This window comes from Neobacillus mesonae (genome assembly GCF_023715155.1).
GTDB lineage: Bacteria > Bacillota > Bacilli > Bacillales > Cytobacillaceae > Neobacillus > Neobacillus mesonae_A.
Window position 1 is genome coordinate 49,885 of record NZ_JAMBNQ010000001.1, and the last position, 16,503, is coordinate 66,387.

19 protein-coding genes and 1 pseudogene are annotated in these 16,503 nt (G+C 39.2%); 16 read left to right on the forward strand and 4 right to left on the reverse strand.

Annotated elements, in window-relative coordinates:
- The first annotated feature begins 1 nt into the window (after position 1).
- The 8 genes from M3183_RS00265 to M3183_RS00300 all read left to right on the forward strand — a co-directional run bounded on the left by M3183_RS00265 (position 2) and on the right by M3183_RS00300 (position 7,788).
- Positions 2–775, forward strand: coding sequence for an enoyl-CoA hydratase-related protein (locus M3183_RS00265; protein ID WP_251465335.1), 774 nt, complete (start codon positions 2–4; stop codon positions 773–775).
- A 14-nt stretch (positions 776–789) separates the two neighbouring features.
- Positions 790–2,298 carry an aldehyde dehydrogenase family protein gene (locus M3183_RS00270; RefSeq protein ID WP_251465336.1) on the forward strand — a complete coding sequence of 503 codons (1,509 nt, stop codon included), beginning with the start codon at positions 790–792 and terminating at the stop codon, positions 2,296–2,298.
- Between the two features lie 71 nt (positions 2,299–2,369).
- Positions 2,370–3,239 carry a 3-hydroxyacyl-CoA dehydrogenase gene (locus M3183_RS00275; RefSeq protein ID WP_251465337.1) on the forward strand — a complete coding sequence of 290 codons (870 nt, stop codon included), beginning with the start codon at positions 2,370–2,372 and terminating at the stop codon, positions 3,237–3,239.
- The gene (locus tag M3183_RS00280) at positions 3,236–4,441 is read left to right on the forward strand and encodes a thiolase family protein (protein ID WP_251465338.1); all 1,206 of its coding nucleotides are present in this window, start codon (positions 3,236–3,238) and stop codon (positions 4,439–4,441) included. Before M3183_RS00275 ends, M3183_RS00280 begins: the two co-directional genes overlap by 4 nt.
- Positions 4,442–4,554: 113 nt before the next feature.
- Entirely contained in the window at positions 4,555–5,331 is a 777-nt protein-coding gene (locus M3183_RS00285) for an enoyl-CoA hydratase-related protein (RefSeq protein ID WP_251465339.1), read from the forward strand.
- Positions 5,332–5,413: 82 nt separating this feature from the next.
- The gene (gene paaX, locus M3183_RS00290) at positions 5,414–6,295 is read left to right on the forward strand and encodes a phenylacetic acid degradation operon negative regulatory protein PaaX (protein ID WP_251465340.1); all 882 of its coding nucleotides are present in this window, start codon (positions 5,414–5,416) and stop codon (positions 6,293–6,295) included.
- A gap of 89 nt (positions 6,296–6,384) precedes the next feature.
- Positions 6,385–7,347 carry an NAD(P)H-dependent flavin oxidoreductase gene (locus tag M3183_RS00295; RefSeq protein WP_251465341.1) on the forward strand — a complete coding sequence of 321 codons (963 nt, stop codon included), beginning with the start codon at positions 6,385–6,387 and terminating at the stop codon, positions 7,345–7,347.
- Between the two features lie 18 nt (positions 7,348–7,365).
- Positions 7,366–7,788: a PaaI family thioesterase gene (locus M3183_RS00300; RefSeq protein WP_251465342.1), complete on the forward strand. Its 423-nt coding sequence runs from the start codon at positions 7,366–7,368 to the stop codon at positions 7,786–7,788.
- 64 nt (positions 7,789–7,852) lie between these two features.
- Here M3183_RS00300 and M3183_RS00305 read toward each other — a convergent pair whose 3' ends face one another.
- Positions 7,853–8,020 carry a sporulation protein YjcZ gene (locus tag M3183_RS00305; protein ID WP_251465343.1) on the reverse strand — a complete coding sequence of 56 codons (168 nt, stop codon included), beginning with the start codon at positions 8,018–8,020 and terminating at the stop codon, positions 7,853–7,855.
- Positions 8,021–8,175: 155 nt separating this feature from the next.
- Between M3183_RS00305 and M3183_RS00310 the strand changes: the two genes are divergently transcribed.
- Entirely contained in the window at positions 8,176–9,138 is a 963-nt protein-coding gene (locus tag M3183_RS00310) for a F510_1955 family glycosylhydrolase (protein ID WP_251465344.1), read from the forward strand.
- A gap of 24 nt (positions 9,139–9,162) precedes the next feature.
- On the opposite strand, the pseudogene M3183_RS00315 reads toward M3183_RS00310, so the two are convergent.
- Positions 9,163–9,552 (reverse strand): annotated as a pseudogene (locus tag M3183_RS00315) (sigma-70 family RNA polymerase sigma factor); the annotation flags it as partial.
- Between the two features lie 770 nt (positions 9,553–10,322).
- Between M3183_RS00315 and M3183_RS00320 the strand changes: the two are divergent.
- The 5 genes from M3183_RS00320 (at position 10,323) to M3183_RS00340 (ending at position 12,486) form a co-directional block, all read left to right on the forward strand.
- On the forward strand, positions 10,323–10,550 hold the full coding sequence (locus M3183_RS00320; RefSeq protein WP_251465345.1) for a helix-turn-helix transcriptional regulator: 228 nt from the start codon (positions 10,323–10,325) through the stop codon (positions 10,548–10,550).
- Positions 10,551–10,612: 62 nt separating this feature from the next.
- Positions 10,613–11,209, forward strand: a complete 597-nt coding sequence (locus M3183_RS00325) for a hypothetical protein (RefSeq protein ID WP_251465346.1) — start codon at positions 10,613–10,615, stop codon at positions 11,207–11,209.
- 153 nt (positions 11,210–11,362) lie between these two features.
- Positions 11,363–11,500, forward strand: coding sequence for a hypothetical protein (locus tag M3183_RS00330; protein WP_251465347.1), 138 nt, complete (start codon positions 11,363–11,365; stop codon positions 11,498–11,500).
- A gap of 1 nt (position 11,501) precedes the next feature.
- Positions 11,502–11,765 carry a hypothetical protein gene (locus M3183_RS00335; protein ID WP_251465348.1) on the forward strand — a complete coding sequence of 88 codons (264 nt, stop codon included), beginning with the start codon at positions 11,502–11,504 and terminating at the stop codon, positions 11,763–11,765.
- A 76-nt stretch (positions 11,766–11,841) separates the two neighbouring features.
- Complete coding sequence (locus tag M3183_RS00340; RefSeq protein ID WP_251465349.1) at positions 11,842–12,486, forward strand: hypothetical protein; 645 nt, start codon at positions 11,842–11,844, stop codon at positions 12,484–12,486.
- Between the two features lie 56 nt (positions 12,487–12,542).
- Here M3183_RS00340 and M3183_RS00345 read toward each other — a convergent pair whose 3' ends face one another.
- Positions 12,543–12,734 carry a hypothetical protein gene (locus M3183_RS00345; RefSeq protein WP_159362264.1) on the reverse strand — a complete coding sequence of 64 codons (192 nt, stop codon included), beginning with the start codon at positions 12,732–12,734 and terminating at the stop codon, positions 12,543–12,545.
- An 876-nt stretch (positions 12,735–13,610) separates the two neighbouring features.
- On the opposite strand from M3183_RS00345, the gene M3183_RS00350 reads away from it, so the two are divergent.
- Both M3183_RS00350 and M3183_RS00355 read left to right on the forward strand, forming a co-directional pair.
- Entirely contained in the window at positions 13,611–13,856 is a 246-nt protein-coding gene (locus M3183_RS00350) for a hypothetical protein (RefSeq protein ID WP_251465350.1), read from the forward strand.
- Between the two features lie 139 nt (positions 13,857–13,995).
- Entirely contained in the window at positions 13,996–14,619 is a 624-nt protein-coding gene (locus tag M3183_RS00355; protein ID WP_251465351.1) for an HAD family hydrolase, read from the forward strand.
- 171 nt (positions 14,620–14,790) lie between these two features.
- Here M3183_RS00355 and M3183_RS00360 read toward each other — a convergent pair whose 3' ends face one another.
- On the reverse strand, positions 14,791–16,317 hold the full coding sequence (locus tag M3183_RS00360; RefSeq protein WP_251465352.1) for a recombinase family protein: 1,527 nt from the start codon (positions 16,315–16,317) through the stop codon (positions 14,791–14,793).
- Between the last annotated feature and the right edge of the window lie 186 nt (positions 16,318–16,503).

The window sequence follows — 16,503 nt, forward strand, 5'->3', positions numbered from 1 at the left end:
AATGTATGAAACAATAACATATTCAATTCAGAATGGTGCTGCTTGGATTACACTGAACAGGCCCGATACTCTAAATGCTTTTGTTTCCCAAATGAACAAAGAAATGACTCATGCAATGAAAGCAGCTGCCTCTTCGGAAGAGGTGCGGGTAATCGTGATTACGGGGGCAGGAAGAGGCTTTTGTTCAGGTCAGGACTTGTCTGAAGTAGATGAAAATATGGATCATGGAGAAGTTTTAAGGAAGTTTTATGGACCCATGGTAAAGCAAATTTATAAGTGTGAAAAGCCAATAATCGCTGCTGTCAATGGGGTAGCAGCGGGGGCTGGTTTTAGTCTTGCACTGGCTTGTGATTTTCGCCTAATGTCAGACCGCGCAAGTTTTCTTAATGCATTCGTACATGTCGGGTTAATTCCTGATTCAGGAAACAGTTATTTTCTAACTAGATTGGTAGGGGAAGCAAAAGCCCTGGAAATATCAGTATTAGGTGAGAAAATACCTGCAAATCAAGCGCTTTCGCTGGGGTTGGCAACTAAGGTGTTCCCAGCTGATGACTTTCAGATGGCAGTGCAGCAATTTGCTGACCGGATTGCTGCACTGCCAACAAAAGCAGTTGGTTTAATAAAACGGACAATTAAAGCATCAGATCATCTGTCTTTTAATGATTATTTAGAAGAAGAGGCCCAAGGGCAGAGAATTGCAGGATTAACAAAAGACCACCGGGAAGGTGTGCAAGCATTTTTGGAAAAAAGAAAGCCATTATTCTTGGGAAAATAAAAGGAGGCAATAATATGACTACAATACAAGCTGAAACAGTTTCATTAAAAAGAGACTATTATCATTTAATCATTAATGGTGAAAAGGTAGAAAGCTCAAATGGTCAAATCATTAAAACATATAATCCAGCAACGGGTGAGCTGCTAGCCCAAGTAGCCAAAGCATCACAAGAAGATGCTGAAAAAGCGGTGCTTGCTGCACGTGAAGCATTCGATCATGGGAAATGGCGTAAATATCCGGTAGGCCGCAGATCACAAGTTTTAAATAAAATTGCAGCTATTATGCGTTCCCGCTTTAATGAAATTGTCGAATTAGAAATTTTGGATACTGGAAAATCATTGGCCGCAGCTCAAGGTCAAGTAACGCAGGCAATTGAAGACTTTGAATTTTATGCAGGTGCAATTGTCGGTCACCGTGGAGTGGTGAACAATATGCCTGGTCAGTTCCACAATTACACGGAGAAAGAGCCTGTAGGTGTTTGCGCACAAATCATTCCATGGAATTACCCGCTTATGATGGCCGCTTGGAAGATTGCTCCAGCAATAGCTGTCGGCTGTTCCGTTATTGTAAAACCAGCTAGTTTAACACCGCTTACTGCAATTATTTTAGGTGAAATTTGTTTAGAAGCAGGCGTTCCTGCAGGTGTGGTTAATATTGTTCCTGGTTCAGGTTCAGAGGTTGGAAATTATCTTGTTGAACATCCAAAAGTAGACAAAGTTGCTTTCACTGGTTCTACACCAATTGGTAAGGATATCATGAAAAAAGCATCTGATACACTTAAGCGCGTAACACTTGAACTTGGCGGCAAGTCTCCGAATCTAGTATTTGAAGATGCTGATATTGACGCAGCAGTTGATGGTTCGCTATTTGGTATTTTCTATAATTCTGGTCAATCATGTGAAGCACGTTCACGTTTATATGTCCATGAAGATATTTATGATGAGTTTGTTACTAAGTTTGTTGAAAAGACGAAAAAGCTTGTACTGGGCAACCCACTAGATAAAGGAACACATGTTGGGGCAATTATCGATCAAGGTCAACTGGATGTTATTGATGGTTACGTAAAATCAGCTATTAATGAAGGGGCAACCATATTAGCTGGTGGAAAGGCTGCTAAAGTAGAAGGATATGAAGGCGGATTTTGGTACGAGCCTACTGTCATTGCGGATGTTGACCATAATATGACTGTGGTAAAAGAGGAAATCTTTGGTCCGGTAGTTGTAGTTATGAAGTTTAAGGATGAAAAGGAAGCTATTCGCCTTGCGAATGATACAGAATTTGGCTTAGGTTCAGCGGTTTGGTCTAAGGATGGTGCCCGTGCAACTCGTGTTGCCAACCAAATCCAAGCAGGAATTGTCATGGTGAACTGCCCATTCTCTGCCTTCCCAGGCACCCCATTCGGCGGTTACAAGCAGTCAGGTTTTGGCCGTGAACTTTGTATCGAAACACTTGATCTTTATACAGAAACTAAGAGTATTATATCTTACTATGGAAGTCGTCCATTAAATCCACTAGGAGTTTAAAATTGATATGTACGAATGAGACTAGGCTTTCTCATTCGTACTTCTTTATATAGGAGAAGGAGGGAGCTGCAATGCAAACAATAGTTGTCGTTGGTTCTGGCGTTATGGGCCGGGGAATTGCTTATGTAAGTGCAATCGGCGGATTTAAGGTATCACTGGTTGATGTTAATGAAAAAGCTTTAGAAAGTGCGAGAAACGAAATTAATACAATTTTTTCTAAAGGGCTTCAAAGAGGGAAAATAACTCCTGAGCAGGAACAGCAGGCAAAAGCAAATCTCAACTTTGAACATGATCTTCCGGCGGCTTGTCAATCAGCAGATCTGATTATCGAAGCTGTTCCAGAAAAGGCTGAAATTAAAAAGCAAGTTTTTGAAACAATAGAGCAGTATGCACCTGAACACTGTCTTTTTGCGACCAATACGTCAACGATGAGTCCAACAGAAATTGCTTCTTATGGAAAACGGGCTGATCGTACCATTGCTATGCACTTCTTTAATCCAGTGCACAAAATGCCGCTTGTCGAAATCGTACGCGGATTGGAAACAAGTGATGAAACGGCAGAAACCATTAAAAACGCCGCCCAGAAAATGGGAAAAGAAACAGTAGTTATTAATGAATTCCCAGGTTTTGTGACAAGCCGAATCAGTTGTTTAGTTGGTAATGAAGCTTTCTATATGCTTCAGGAAGGTCTTGGTACACCTGAAGATATTGATAAAGCAATTAAACTGGGGCTTAATTTCCCTATGGGTCCGTTCGAACTTGTCGATCTTGTTGGACTAGATGCCCGTTTAAATAATTTACGTTATTTACATGAAAAATTAGGAGAAAAATACCGCCCTGCACCATTATTAGAGCAATATGTCAGGGCAGGAAGATTGGGCAGGAAAACAGGTAAGGGCGTTTATGACTATACCAAGAAAGAAGAGCTGGTGAAAAAATGAAAGAAGTTGTCATTGTAGATGCTGTTAGAACACCGTTTGGAAGATATAAAGGGGCATTAAAAAGTGTTCGGCCGGATGATTTAGGTGCTATTGTCATAAAAGCTCTATTAGACAGAAACCCTAACCTGCCCCCAGATCAAATTGAAGATGTTGTTTTAGGCAATGCCAACCAAGCAGGAGAGGACAATCGAAATGTAGCAAGAATGGCCGCTTTGCTTGCTGGGCTGCCTATATCTGTTGGGGGTACAACCATTAATAGATTATGCGGATCCGGCCTTGATGCTGTCATTTATGCATCAAGGGCAATTGCTATTGGCGAAGGAGATATTTACATTGCCGGTGGAACGGAAAGCATGACACGGGCGCCGCTTGTCATGGCGAAACCCGAAATTGATTTCCCTAGAGGATCAATGGAACTTCAGGATACAACCATTGGCTGGCGCTTTACTAATAAAAAATTAGAAGAGATGTATGGCTCAGAATCAATGCCGCAAACAGCGGAAAATGTTGCAAAACGTTATTCGATTTCACGAGAAGAGCAGGATGAATTTGCTTTCCAAAGTCAGATGAGGGCAAAAAAGGCAATGGAAAATGAACGTTTTGCCAATGAAATTGTTCCTGTCCGTTTTAAAGACCGAAAAGGAAATGAGGTAGTGGTGACGAAAGATGAGCACCCTCGGCCTGATACATCCTTGGAAAAGCTTGCTAAATTAAGACCTATTTTCGAAGGTGGCACGGTTACTGCTGGAAATGCTTCTGGGGTTAATGACGGGGCTTCAGCACTGCTGATAATGAGTGCCGAAAAAGCGAAGGAGCTTGGATTAAAACCGCTGGTCAAATATGTTGTCGGCGCAGTTGCAGGCCTTGAACCATCTGTGATGGGGCTTGGTCCGATTTATGCATCCAGAAAAGCACTGCAGAGGGCGAATTTAACGGTTGATCAAGTCGGGTTAATTGAATTAAATGAAGCCTTTGCCTCACAATCAATCGAATGTATCCGAGAGCTTGGGCTTAATCAGGAAAAAGTAAATGTGAACGGAGGGGCAATTGCCTTCGGACATCCGCTGGGTGCCAGCGGGGCGAGAATTTTAACGACGCTAATCTATGAAATGAAGAGACAAAATGTTCAATATGGACTTGCTACCATGTGTATTGGAGTGGGCCAAGGAATTGCAGCAATTATTGAAAATAGTGATAATTAATTTTTAAAGCCCTAAATAGTCCGCTATTTAAGGGCTTTTTCATAAAATACAACATCAATCAGCGAGGATACCTGTCTGTGTTAAGACAGGGAAAATATAGGAGATGATGAATTGTGGCAAACGTTTTATTTCATGTTGAAAACCATATTGGCTATGTAACGGTGAACCGTCCGGAAGTACTTAATTGCTTTGACTATCAGACATTGTTTGAACTTCAAGAGATTGTAAATGATATTTCGTTAAATCCTAATGTACATGTTGTTATTTTTACCGGAGAAGGAGAAAAGGCATTTAGTGCTGGTGCTGATTTGAAGGAAAGAAAAACACTAAATGAAACAGAAGTTAGAAGAAATGTAAAAGCCATTCGTGATGTGTTTAACAGTATTTCCATGCTTCAGCAGCCGACGATTGCTGCTGTAAATGGCTATGCTCTTGGAGGCGGCTTTGAATGGCTGCTATCCTGCGACTTTGCAATCGCTGCTAAGGGTGTTTCTATGGGACTGACAGAAACCAGCTGGGCAATTATTCCTGGAGCTGGCGGGACACAGCGTCTGCCGCGGTTAATTGGTGAAATGAAGGCCAAAGAGCTAATTTTTACAGCAAAAAAAATAACAGCTGAGGAAGCTTTGGATCTAGGAATAGTGCTTGAAGTGGTGCCTTATGAACGGCTGACGGAAGCCTGTCAGGAATTTGCGGCAAAAATGATGAAGAATGGACCTGTTGCGATTAAGCAGGCTAAATATGCTATTACAAGAGGGATTAACACGGATCTGCAAACAGGCCTTGAAATTGAAGCAAAAGCATATGAATTAACAATTCCTACGGAAGATCGTATCGAAGCATTGCAGGCATTCAGCGAGAAGAGAGCGCCTCAGTTTAAAGGGAAATAGCATTGAATTTTCTAAAATCTTCGATATAATTAAAACGTTCGTATTAAAAATGTAATAGAAAAGTCAAATGGAGGTGAAGATTGTGGCTGAAAATACACGTTCAATGATTTTTACCATTTACGGCGACTATATTCACCACTATGGGGACAAAATTTGGATTGGCAGTTTGATTCGACTTTTAAAAGAATTTGGACATAATGCACAGGCTGTACGTGTCGCTGTTTCCCGGATGTATAAGCAGGGATGGCTTCAATCGGAAAAGAGAGAAAATCGCAGTTATTATTATCTTTCAAAGCTGGGTGTAAGCCGTATTGAGGAAGCAGGAGGGCGGATTTTTAAATTAAACCCTAGTGAGTGGGATGGGAAATGGCGAATTCTAATGTACACCATTCCTGAAGAAAAAAGACATATTAGGGACGAATTAAGACAGGAATTATTGTGGAGCGGATTTGGAAGTTTTTCAAATGCATGCTGGATTTCACCGAATAATTTAGAGAAGGAAATGAAGCTGCTCATAGAAAAATACGACATAAGCGAATATGTCGATTACTTTGTTTCAGAATATATTGGTCCAAAAGATAATCAAGCGCTCGTCGAGAAAAGCTGGCAGTTAGATCAAGTAGTAGAGAAATACGAAGAGTTTATTATTAAATACAGCAAACAGTTTATTGCAAACAGTGAAATTATTGATCGTGGGGAAATGTCGGATGCAGAGTGTTTTGTCGAACGAACAAAGCTTGTCCACGAATACCGGAAATTTTTATTTATTGATCCTGGTCTGCCTAAAGAACTTTTACCGGAAAATTGGAATGGAACTCTTGCAGCTACTTTATTTAACCAATATTATCGGGTGCTTGCAGAACCCGCAAGCCGCTTCTTTGAAAGCATCTTTAAAGAAAACAATGATATTGCCAAAAAAGATGAATCCTATGATGCCCAATACCATCCATTTATGATTCAATAATGATGATGCAGCTTTTCTTAATGAATTAAGAAGGGCTGCTTTTTGTAAATGGAATTTGTACAAAGTGTTTTAGTATAGGGGGAAGTTTAATGAATAATGTGAATGAATTGCTTTCAATCAAATATCCGATTGTCCAGGGCGGGATGGGAAATATCAGTAATGCCCAGCTTACTGCAGCTGTTTCAAACGCTGGCGGATTAGGGACAATTGGCAGTGGAACTATGACTCCGGAACAAGTGGAATCTATTATTCTTGAAACAAAAGAAAAAACTGTACATCCTTTTGCTGTAAATATCCCTATCAATGTCAGTCCATACACAAAAGAAATCATCCAGCTTGTCATTAAACATAAAATTCCGGTTGTATCGTTATCTGCGGGAAATCCTTCCCCATATATAGAGCTTCTTCATGAACATAATATCAAGGTCATTGTAATTGTAGCAGCAGTTAAACATGCTAGAAAGGCTGAGGAAGCAGGGGCAGATATCCTTGTCGCAGAAGGGTTTGAAGCAGCTGGAATTAATTCCAGTTTAGAACTTACTACTTTCACGCTTATACCGCAAATATGTAAACACGTATCGATTCCGGTACTCGCTGCAGGGGGAATAGGTGATGGCCGGGGATTAGCAGCTGCACTAATGTTAGGAGCCTCTGGAGTTCAGCTTGGGACTAGATTGATAGCCACAAAGGATGCTCCTTTTCATGAAGCCTATAAAAATAAACTTCTTCAGGCAGATGATAATGAAACTGTTATTTTAGGTCGATCGGTTGGGCAAGTGCGTCGTGTATTGAAGTCTCCGTATGCAAAACAAATTATTGATTTAGAGACTAATGGTTTGACACCTGAGCAATACAGTCAAATGACTTCAGAGGATTTTCATATTAATGGTGCAATACATGGAAATGATGAAAACGGTTTTATGAATAGCGGACAGATTGCCGGTCTGATTGAGAATATTCCAACTGTAAAGGAATTGTTTGACGAAATGATGATTAAGGCCCAAAAAGTTATGGAAAATGGTCTGTATGATCTTTCTGGGACAACAGAATAATTTTTAGGGGGATTGGAGATGGGAAGTCCTAATACTGATTTTAATTTAATGGAAGTTGTTTCAAAAAAGATCCAGCCTCCAAATTGTGATTTGACATTACAGATTGAGGTGACAGATGCTGATAATGGGAATGCAAAAGGGACCTGGAGAGTTGATGATCGGTTTCTGAATGGTATTGGTATAACAATGGGAGGATTTGTGTCTTCTGCTGCTGATATTATGATGGCGTATGCTATTGCTTCCAAATTAGATAATGGAAAAACTTTTACATCCATCGATTTACATACAACATTTCATCGGCCAGTACTTCCAGGGGAAGTAACGGTTGAGGCGAAGGTCGAAAGAATGGGAAAGCGGACAGCCTATCTGACCGCAGAATTAATTCAAAATGATAAGAAAACTGCCAGTGTGGTTTCATCAGTGATGATTCTTGACCGATAGAAAGTGGAGGGAGAAGTTTACATCTCCCCCACTCTTTTTACGTTTTCTCTTTCATTTAGTGAAATCAATAAAATGATGCATACCACCACCATGCGCCGAAAATGACTAATAAGATAAACAGAACAATGACAATCGCAATCCATATCCCGCCCCAGCCTCTTCGTCCTCCATATGGAGAATATCCGAATGATGATGGGTAGCCAAAGGAAGGATTAGGATAACCATTAGGCATTAGGCAGCCCCCTCTCTTCGTTTGGTACTATATTATGTGGAATAATTTTTCTTTGAATAGGCTGATGCGGATACCGTGAATCAGATTATATCATTTGACACCAGATTTATACTGCGGTATAAGTGATGGATAAGGATTTACGGAGGTAACGGATAGTGAAGAAGGGTATATTTTTTTTCATATTTATATTATTAATTGCCGCAGGCTGCTCAAATAATAATAAGGAGGATGCGAAAGCCGATAAGAAGAGCAATGTAACCGCTAAAATACCATATGAGATAAAGGAAGCCAAAACGGTTAAAGTCAGCCGTATTTTTGGAATCGGTTACCCTGGGAATGATCAAGGCCTTTATATTGCATCAAATAGCGGGTTGAAAATATATCGTAATGAAAAATGGTTTGACACCACCACTAATCGCCATCAATATATGGGATTTCAGACGGTGAAATCTGGATTTTTATCCAGCGGGCGTCCGCAAAAAGGAACAGACTTTAAAAATCCTCTTGGTATTATAAAGAGTCAAGATAAAGGGAAAACCCTTGAAGAAATAGCATTTTACGGGAAGTCCAATTTTCATTTTATGGCTGCTGGGTATTCAGAGAACGGTTTATATGTGATTAGTGAGGAACCAACTGATCAATTAGCTCTTGGTGTGAATTATTCAAAAGATAAGGGGAAAAGCTGGGAAAAAAGTGAACTTAAAGGGTTTAAGGCCGATTCTTTAGGAATGATGGCAGTGAATCCTAACAATGGAAATACATTAGCAATGGCAACCAGAACAGGTATATATTATTCTAATGACAATGGAAATACAATGGCGCTTGTAACGGATCCATTTATGGTAACAGCCTTAACATTTATGGGTGATTCAATCCTTTTTTCAAGTGTTGAAAATGACCAGATTATGTTAAAAACGTTAAATCCTTCAGCAGGCAGGCAATCAGTCATCAAAATTCCATTTCTTGATTATGATAATCCAATTACATACTTGGCGGTTAACCCAAAGAATCATAAACAATTGGCATTTACGACTTATAAAAATGATGTCTATGAAACAGCAGATGGCGGGAATCAATGGGTAAATGTACTGGAGGATGGTAAAAAGGAGCAGGATTAGTCCCGCTCCTTTTGTATAAAGATATTAATTTTTCTTTTTACGTTCTTTTTCAGCACGGTAAAATTCATGGAACATTTTCATCAGGGCCCGCTTTTCAATTCTTGAAACATAACTTCTAGAAATTCCAAGCTCTTTGGCAATCTCCCGCTGTGTTTTTTCCTTCTGCAGATCAAGACCAAAACGGCCGATGATTACCTCTTTTTCACGTTCATCTAAAACCTCAATATATTTTTTTATCTTTTCTAGCTCCATATTCAACTGAATCGTATCAATCACATCTTCGGATTCTGATTTTAATACGTCAATTAATGAAATTTCATTCCCCTCTTTATCCTGTCCAATTGGGTCATGCAGGGAAACATCTTTTTTTGTCTTTTTTAATGCCCTTAAATGCATCAAAATTTCGATTCTAATGTCAAATGTGTGCATAGTCAAGGACAAGTTTTTCGAAGTTATGCCAATTAACATTACAAAATTGTTACAGAAATATTAAATTTGTGTTAAATCGCATTTGTGACGCTTGTCAAGGGATTTTGCGGTTGAATTACGAAGTAGAAGTCGCTTAGATAACGTTAGTATTTCGTTAGTTTCAACGAAACTTCGATACAATACTTCGCTTGATAGTAACCATTCTTTCGGAACTAAAAATCAAGTTCCTCAAGAACGGTGCAAGCAAAGCTTGCTTAACTTTGGAACATAAGTGACAAAGTTAATTAGATAACGACAAAGATATTCGCAATATAGATTCGATAATATTGTCGCAAATTACGAAGTAAACGTTAATACGTAATAGATGTCAAAGAAGATTAAACGAAAATACATAAAATTAATCCTTGCCGTTTCCGTATGCGGCATTGACATACAATCGGTTATTCCTCCGAGAAAATGCGATTGGTTGCGAGCTTTTTACCGTAACCGTCGCATTTTTTTATACATTTTTATATTGTTTTTTACGAATTTAGTCCAATTGTAACTTACAAGGGACGATTTAAAACAATTGATAATTAGAAGCGGGTTCTTTAACGGGGGAATCCGCTTTTTTACAACTGAATATTGGTTGCCGACCCAAGTTCGATTTGACCTATCGAAGCAGCGTGCAGTAGTGCGGTTGCCCGTCTTATTGGCGGGACATTTCTTTTTGGTCAAGAACTTGTTTTTTACTAATTTAAAAGGAGGTTGAACGTATGGAAGGATTTGTTGTCAAAGCATTGCGGACGAATCTTGGACTGAATCAAGGCGATTTTGCCCGTGAAGTTGGCGTATCTCAACAAATGATTTCGCTAATTGAATCCGGCAAAATGCCAATCTCCGAACGACTTAAACAACGAATTATTTACCGATTCAACGTTAAGCCAGAAGAAATTGAAGCAATTCGCAATTTGAAAATCATGCGTAGGTTTGAAAGTGAATGAAAAAATCTAATTGAAAATTCAAACGCAACATTGTGTTGCGGTAAAAAGGGGGGAGTTGATTTATGTCAAAGCAACAATTGGAAGCGGTCAAGTCTAAAATTCAAGAATTGGAAAACAAGCAAGACGAATTGACGAATCAGGTAATTGAATTGACGCAAGCAATCGAAGATTCAACCGAACAATTACTTTTAGGGATTGTTTCTGAATCCGACGTTGAACAAGCAAAGGTATTGTTGAACGAAAAGAAATCTGAACTTGCCGAAACAACCGAACTTCTTCAACGTGCCTATGCAGTCCGTAAAAAATTAGCGGTTGAAAAGTTTGTTCCATTCGCAAAAGAACATCGTGAAAAACAGTTGAAGGAAATTCAATCCCGATATGATAATAAGGTCGAATCCGTGATTGCAGCAAGAAATGAATTATTGAAGCAATTAGCCGAACTTGGTCAAATTAAGAACGAAATCGGGAATGTAAATCAAGAATACAACAAAACGCTGTTTGACTTAGGGATTCCTACCGAAAAGTATGGTCGAACTATTAATGAACGAAAAGTCTATTCACCAAAGGATTATACTCCCGAAGAATTTTGTCTTGGATTAAAGACTGAAACACAAGAAAAAACGTATTCCAGCGGTCGTGTTCCCGTTTGGGTGAAGTAATTATGAATGTTCTTGCAATGATTCATTTCTTGATTGCAGTTTGGTCATTGGTCATAATTGAAAAACATTTTGGTGGGGTATCGGAATGACGGCACTCGAAATGTTAGTGAAACAGACGGAATATGAAGTAAAAACGCTTGATATATTCTTCGTATGAAACGTGAAGGCAAGTCGCTTGAAGATATTGCGAAAGAAGTTGGCGTATCTACAACCGAAGTCCGTATCGCACGACCAAAGGGATTGGAACGGGCAAAGGAACGTCTTGAACGATATAAAAGGGGGTTAAATTAATATGGCATATTCACAACGTAAAGCATTAGAAGATATTGCGAAAGGTTATGCGGAAAGTCCGAAGTCAAAAAAGATTGTCAAAGAAGCAAAGGAAAATGTAAAGCATAACGTCGAGCAAATTGAGTATTGGCGTAAATTGCTTAATGAAGGACACAATCTTCCACCAATTTGTTTAATTGCAATCGGAATGCACGACGAGCAGATCCGCCAACAAAAGGAACGTGAAAAAAGTGGAGAATTAACGACAATCGAATTAAAGAAGTAAGGACGTCCTTCGGGGCGTCTTTTTGAATGGTCAAAATGAACACACCAAAACGAACGTGGGATAGGAGGTCATCAATATGTTTGTTGAAGCTGATGGAAATATTAGATTTGAACCAATAAATGAAAATGAGTTCAAATTGTTGAATTATATTAAGAGAAAGAACGGTTTGCACGGTTGTCGCCGATTCAATGACTTCAAGTTCAACGACGACGGAAGTGTCACAATCTTCTTGAAGGACGGGCGGGAAACACTAATTTCGAAGCATAGATTGTCGGAAGTATTGCAGAAAGGAAAAGTCGCCGCTTTCTTAGGGAACAATGGAATTTACGCAAATATCGCCGTTGGGAAAGGAATTCGAAGAAAGGAACAATTGCATAGATTCATCATGCGTCAGGAACTTGCCAAATACAACGGATTTTTCGAAGAAACGGGAATGTCAATTCAAGTCAATCATAAAAACGAACAAACTCTTGATAATCGGGACGAAAACCTTGAAGTGGTTACCGACCGTGAGAATTGTTTGAAATATAAATTGAACCATGCAAAAGGATTTACGAAGACGTCAAGCGGTAAATACCAGGTTGGAGTTTGTGGAAAGCATATCGGGACGTTTGAAACAGAATCAGAAGCCCGTGCAGCATACGTCAAAGCGGTCAAGGCGGAATTAAAGCGATTGGAACAAATACGAATGAGTTGGTTGAAGTCGAAAGGACAAGTATAGGTCAAACTTGGGAACGCCTAAGAAATTGCGTTCCCTATTACATATGTAAGGGGCGATTAGCTTTGTCCTTTCATTTGTTGTTTTAAAGCAAGATATAAAATGGTGGAATGAATCGCAGAAATTATAAAACCTGTAATTGCTTGAAAAGAAGTGATCTTTACTAATGTCCGACGTGTTGCAATTTGATTCGAAATTAGTACGGTAATTGTTGCGAATATAGCGATTAGAATATTAAACAATATTTTCACTATTCTTCCTCCAAACTATCAATCATTTGTGATTAATATCCTCATTCACTAAAATTAATATTCCATCATTAAAAAAATCATAAAATAGCCGCAAGCCTGTCGTTATATGTCCGATTATAGAAATACCACTTTAGTTCTTTATTGCGATAAAGCGTTGATACGCAAGGGATTGAACCGCTTTTCGCTATGTCACACGAATACCAAAAGTGACATTCCATTCAATACAACGTGAACCGAACGAAAGGGATTGATTCCATCGTAAACATTGCTTTATGCGTTCCGAAATGTCCGAAATTTTCACGGGAAGGAATCGGCAAAATACATTCAGTCGTAAGGGATTCAGCCGTTTTTGTAATGATACAAGTGGACATTTTCGCATTATACGACGAAAGTGAAAAATACATTTTTGATATACGACGAATCTAAATCGACCAACCCTTTGTTTATAGGGATTTGTTGAAAACGTCAAAATACGATTGGTCGTGTAATCTATATTATATGACGAATAGCAATAGGTTTGTCCATAAGATAGTAATTGTAATGACGTGTTGTCTTCCGTATGTTTATACAACGATTGCTATATCTTTGCAAGACCATACATAAGCCTTATGGTCAACGAAATTTAATCCCAAGACAATAACTATTCGGAATGAATTCAATCGCTTTACACACAAGCACAGAAAGAAATGGACGGAATATTCGACCCCACCCAAGGGGGGACGGGGGGTCTTTTTGGCGGAGGAAGACGCTTTCAGAATATACACAACAATTTTGAAATATCGGGTCACTACACGTCACGGAACGTCCTTCAAACGAGCGACCAATCGTAGAGGGGATATGTTATAATATTACAAAAATATGAAAGGGGAGTCCATTATGCCAAAGAACGAATATCTAAATGGAAGAAAAACGGTTGGAAAGGAAGAAATCCAACCCGCAATAATTGAGTTCATGCGGCAGAAAGGCGAAGGTGTGGAAGTATCACACGAAGAAATTTCCGATTACATATATGAGAAATTCGGCATCCGATTTGGTGAGATCAATCACGTTATGTGGGCTTTAAGAAAGGACGACAAAAGGGTCGTCAAGGGGAAACGGGGTTATTCGAAATTAGTTGAATAACCGTAGGAAAGCGTCTAAGTAGAGTTAATTTACAAGATTAGAAAATTCTTCAACAAACGTTGCAGGTTTGTTCAAGAGTAATTATTTTCATTATTATGGTAAAGTGTTTATATAATTAGAAACTAAGGAGGGATAAGGATTGTTTCAATATGTGATTTTTGACGTGGATGGAACCATTTTAGATACAGAAAAAGCTATATTAAAATCTTTACAAAAAGTCTTGAAAGAAGAGGGCAAAGATTATCAATTAGAGGATTTAAGATTTGCTTTAGGAATACCAGGAAAAGAAACATTACGAAGACTGAATGTGATGGATGTGGAACGTGTTCACCCAAAGTGGTCAGAGACTGTACTAGAATTTTCTCACGAGGTAAATGTTTTTCAGGATTTAGAAAATGTTATAAAAACATTATCAGAAAGCCCTGTTATAACTGGTATTGTGACTTCAAAAACAAAACAAGAGTTAATTGATGAATTTGAACCATTTGGATTGAGCTCATTTTTTGAGTACACGATATGTGCAAGCGATACTGCAAAACATAAACCACATCCTGAACCTTTATTAGCTTGTTTAGATGGGTTAAATGCTAATCAAGATGAAACAATATACATTGGAGATTCTATATATGATATGCAATGTGCAAAAAGTGCAGGTGTAAAATTTGCCCTTGCTCTATGGGGGGCTAAAACAACTGAAGGATTTGAATCAGCAGACTTTGTATTAAAGGAACCAAAAGATATTTTAGATTTAGTAAAAATGTAAAACCTAAATGGCTTGATTGTGCTAAACAACTGCAATCAATTGCACAGGTTACTTAAGAAAAAATCTGAGATTGTGATGAATTATACTTAAACTATAGGGTGCTTTACTTCATAACCGTCGAAAGGCGGTTTTTTTGTTTGAAAGAAAAGACGCTCCGCCAATTGGAACGTCCTACAATGAAATGAAATCAATTTTTCCGTTTGAATATACCCGAATTTCCCGATATAACATTCGAAGTAGTTCTTGCCTTTCTTCAATCGACATAGATTCGGGATTTTCGTTTTCAAAATATCGTTCAACCGCCTTTGCCCGAATTTCGTCATTGACTTCGTTGTTTTTCCGTTCTTCAAGTAAAGCAGCGGTTTCTTCCTTCAACTTCAACAAGTGATCTTCTTTTTCTTTTAACTCTTTCAATTGATTGCGAATATCTTCTTCGTCCACAATATCGGCATTGTTTGTCATGAAGTCAAGAAGACGTTTCCGACCCGATTTAATACGAATGAGTTCGGCTTCAATGCGTTGTAATTCCGATTCTTCGAATGGAATTGAATCTTGGGTTTCGGTTGTTGCGGCGACTTCGGAATATGCCGATTCCCCTTCGGTTGTTATGACATTGACAAAATGATTCCATACATAAGCGTCAAGGTCTTCGCATTTGACCCGATTGCCACAACCCTTATGCTTTGCCCCTGCGGTGTTCTTGGCGTCGGAATATTCAAAGACGTAAGTTCCCCAATTCTTCGCCCGTCGCCCCGTCATGGTATTGCCACAATCGCCACAGCGAACCAATCCCGAAAGAAGATATTTGTTCTTTGAAGTACCAGCCCAACGACGTCTTGATTCCTTCAACAACTTTTGGGCAAACTTGAATGTTTCCTTTTCGATAATCACAGGAACTTCGACGGGAATCCATTCTTCTTTAGGTCGTAAGGTCATTGAAACCTTTTCGTCGTCTGAATCCTTGTATTTGTTGACGAGCATTCCTTCCGTATTCCATTTGTTGTGATAGAATACACCCGTGTAGGTTTCATTCATAAGAATCTGGCGGACTACTTGCCTATGCCAAACGCCTTTTCGTTTTTTGGTCGGAATACCTTTGTCTGTCAAATAGTGGGCGATTCCGTTTATACCCTGTACCCGCCCCCGTGGGTCGGTAAATAGTTCGAAAATCAATCGAACAATCTTTGCTTCGGGTTCATAGATTTCGAGTTCTTGCGATTCCTTATTGAACTTGTATCCATAAACTTTGACGTCTTTGACTACTTTGTTCTTGCGAGCCTTTGCACGTCTTCCATTAGTCATACGTTCTTTGATTTTCGCCTTTTCAAATTCCGAGAATGCCCCCCGCATTTGGTAGAACAAAATTCCTTCGGGTGTATTCTTGTATTCGGAATTGACAAAGATTAATTTTGCCCGTTTTTCGATTTCTTCCGTAACAATCAATTGATTCGCAAGTTTCCGTGATAGACGGTCGGGATCATAGACAATAACTTTGTCAATTAGTCCTTCCCGAAGGTCATTCCGTAATTTTGAAAGTGCCGGACGTTCAAGGAATCCCCCCGAATAGCCGTCGTCCACGTATTCAATACATTCCGCATTTTTGCCCGCCTTTTCACGGCATTGGCGAATTTGGTCTTGAAGTGAATACCCGCTTTTAGCTTGTTCTTCGGTTGATACCCGTGCGTATAGTGCAATCATTGTTCCGTCGTTCCCTTCTAATTTTTTCTTTAATTGCGTTATAGCAATTAGCAATTAGTCGGTCGGTTGCGTCGCTTCTTATGAATTCGGAGTGAAATTTACTTGCGGAGATATACCCTTTTTTACTCATTGGTGTCGTCCCTCCCGTTTTCAATTTCGTGGTTGCTTCACAAATAAATGTGTTGT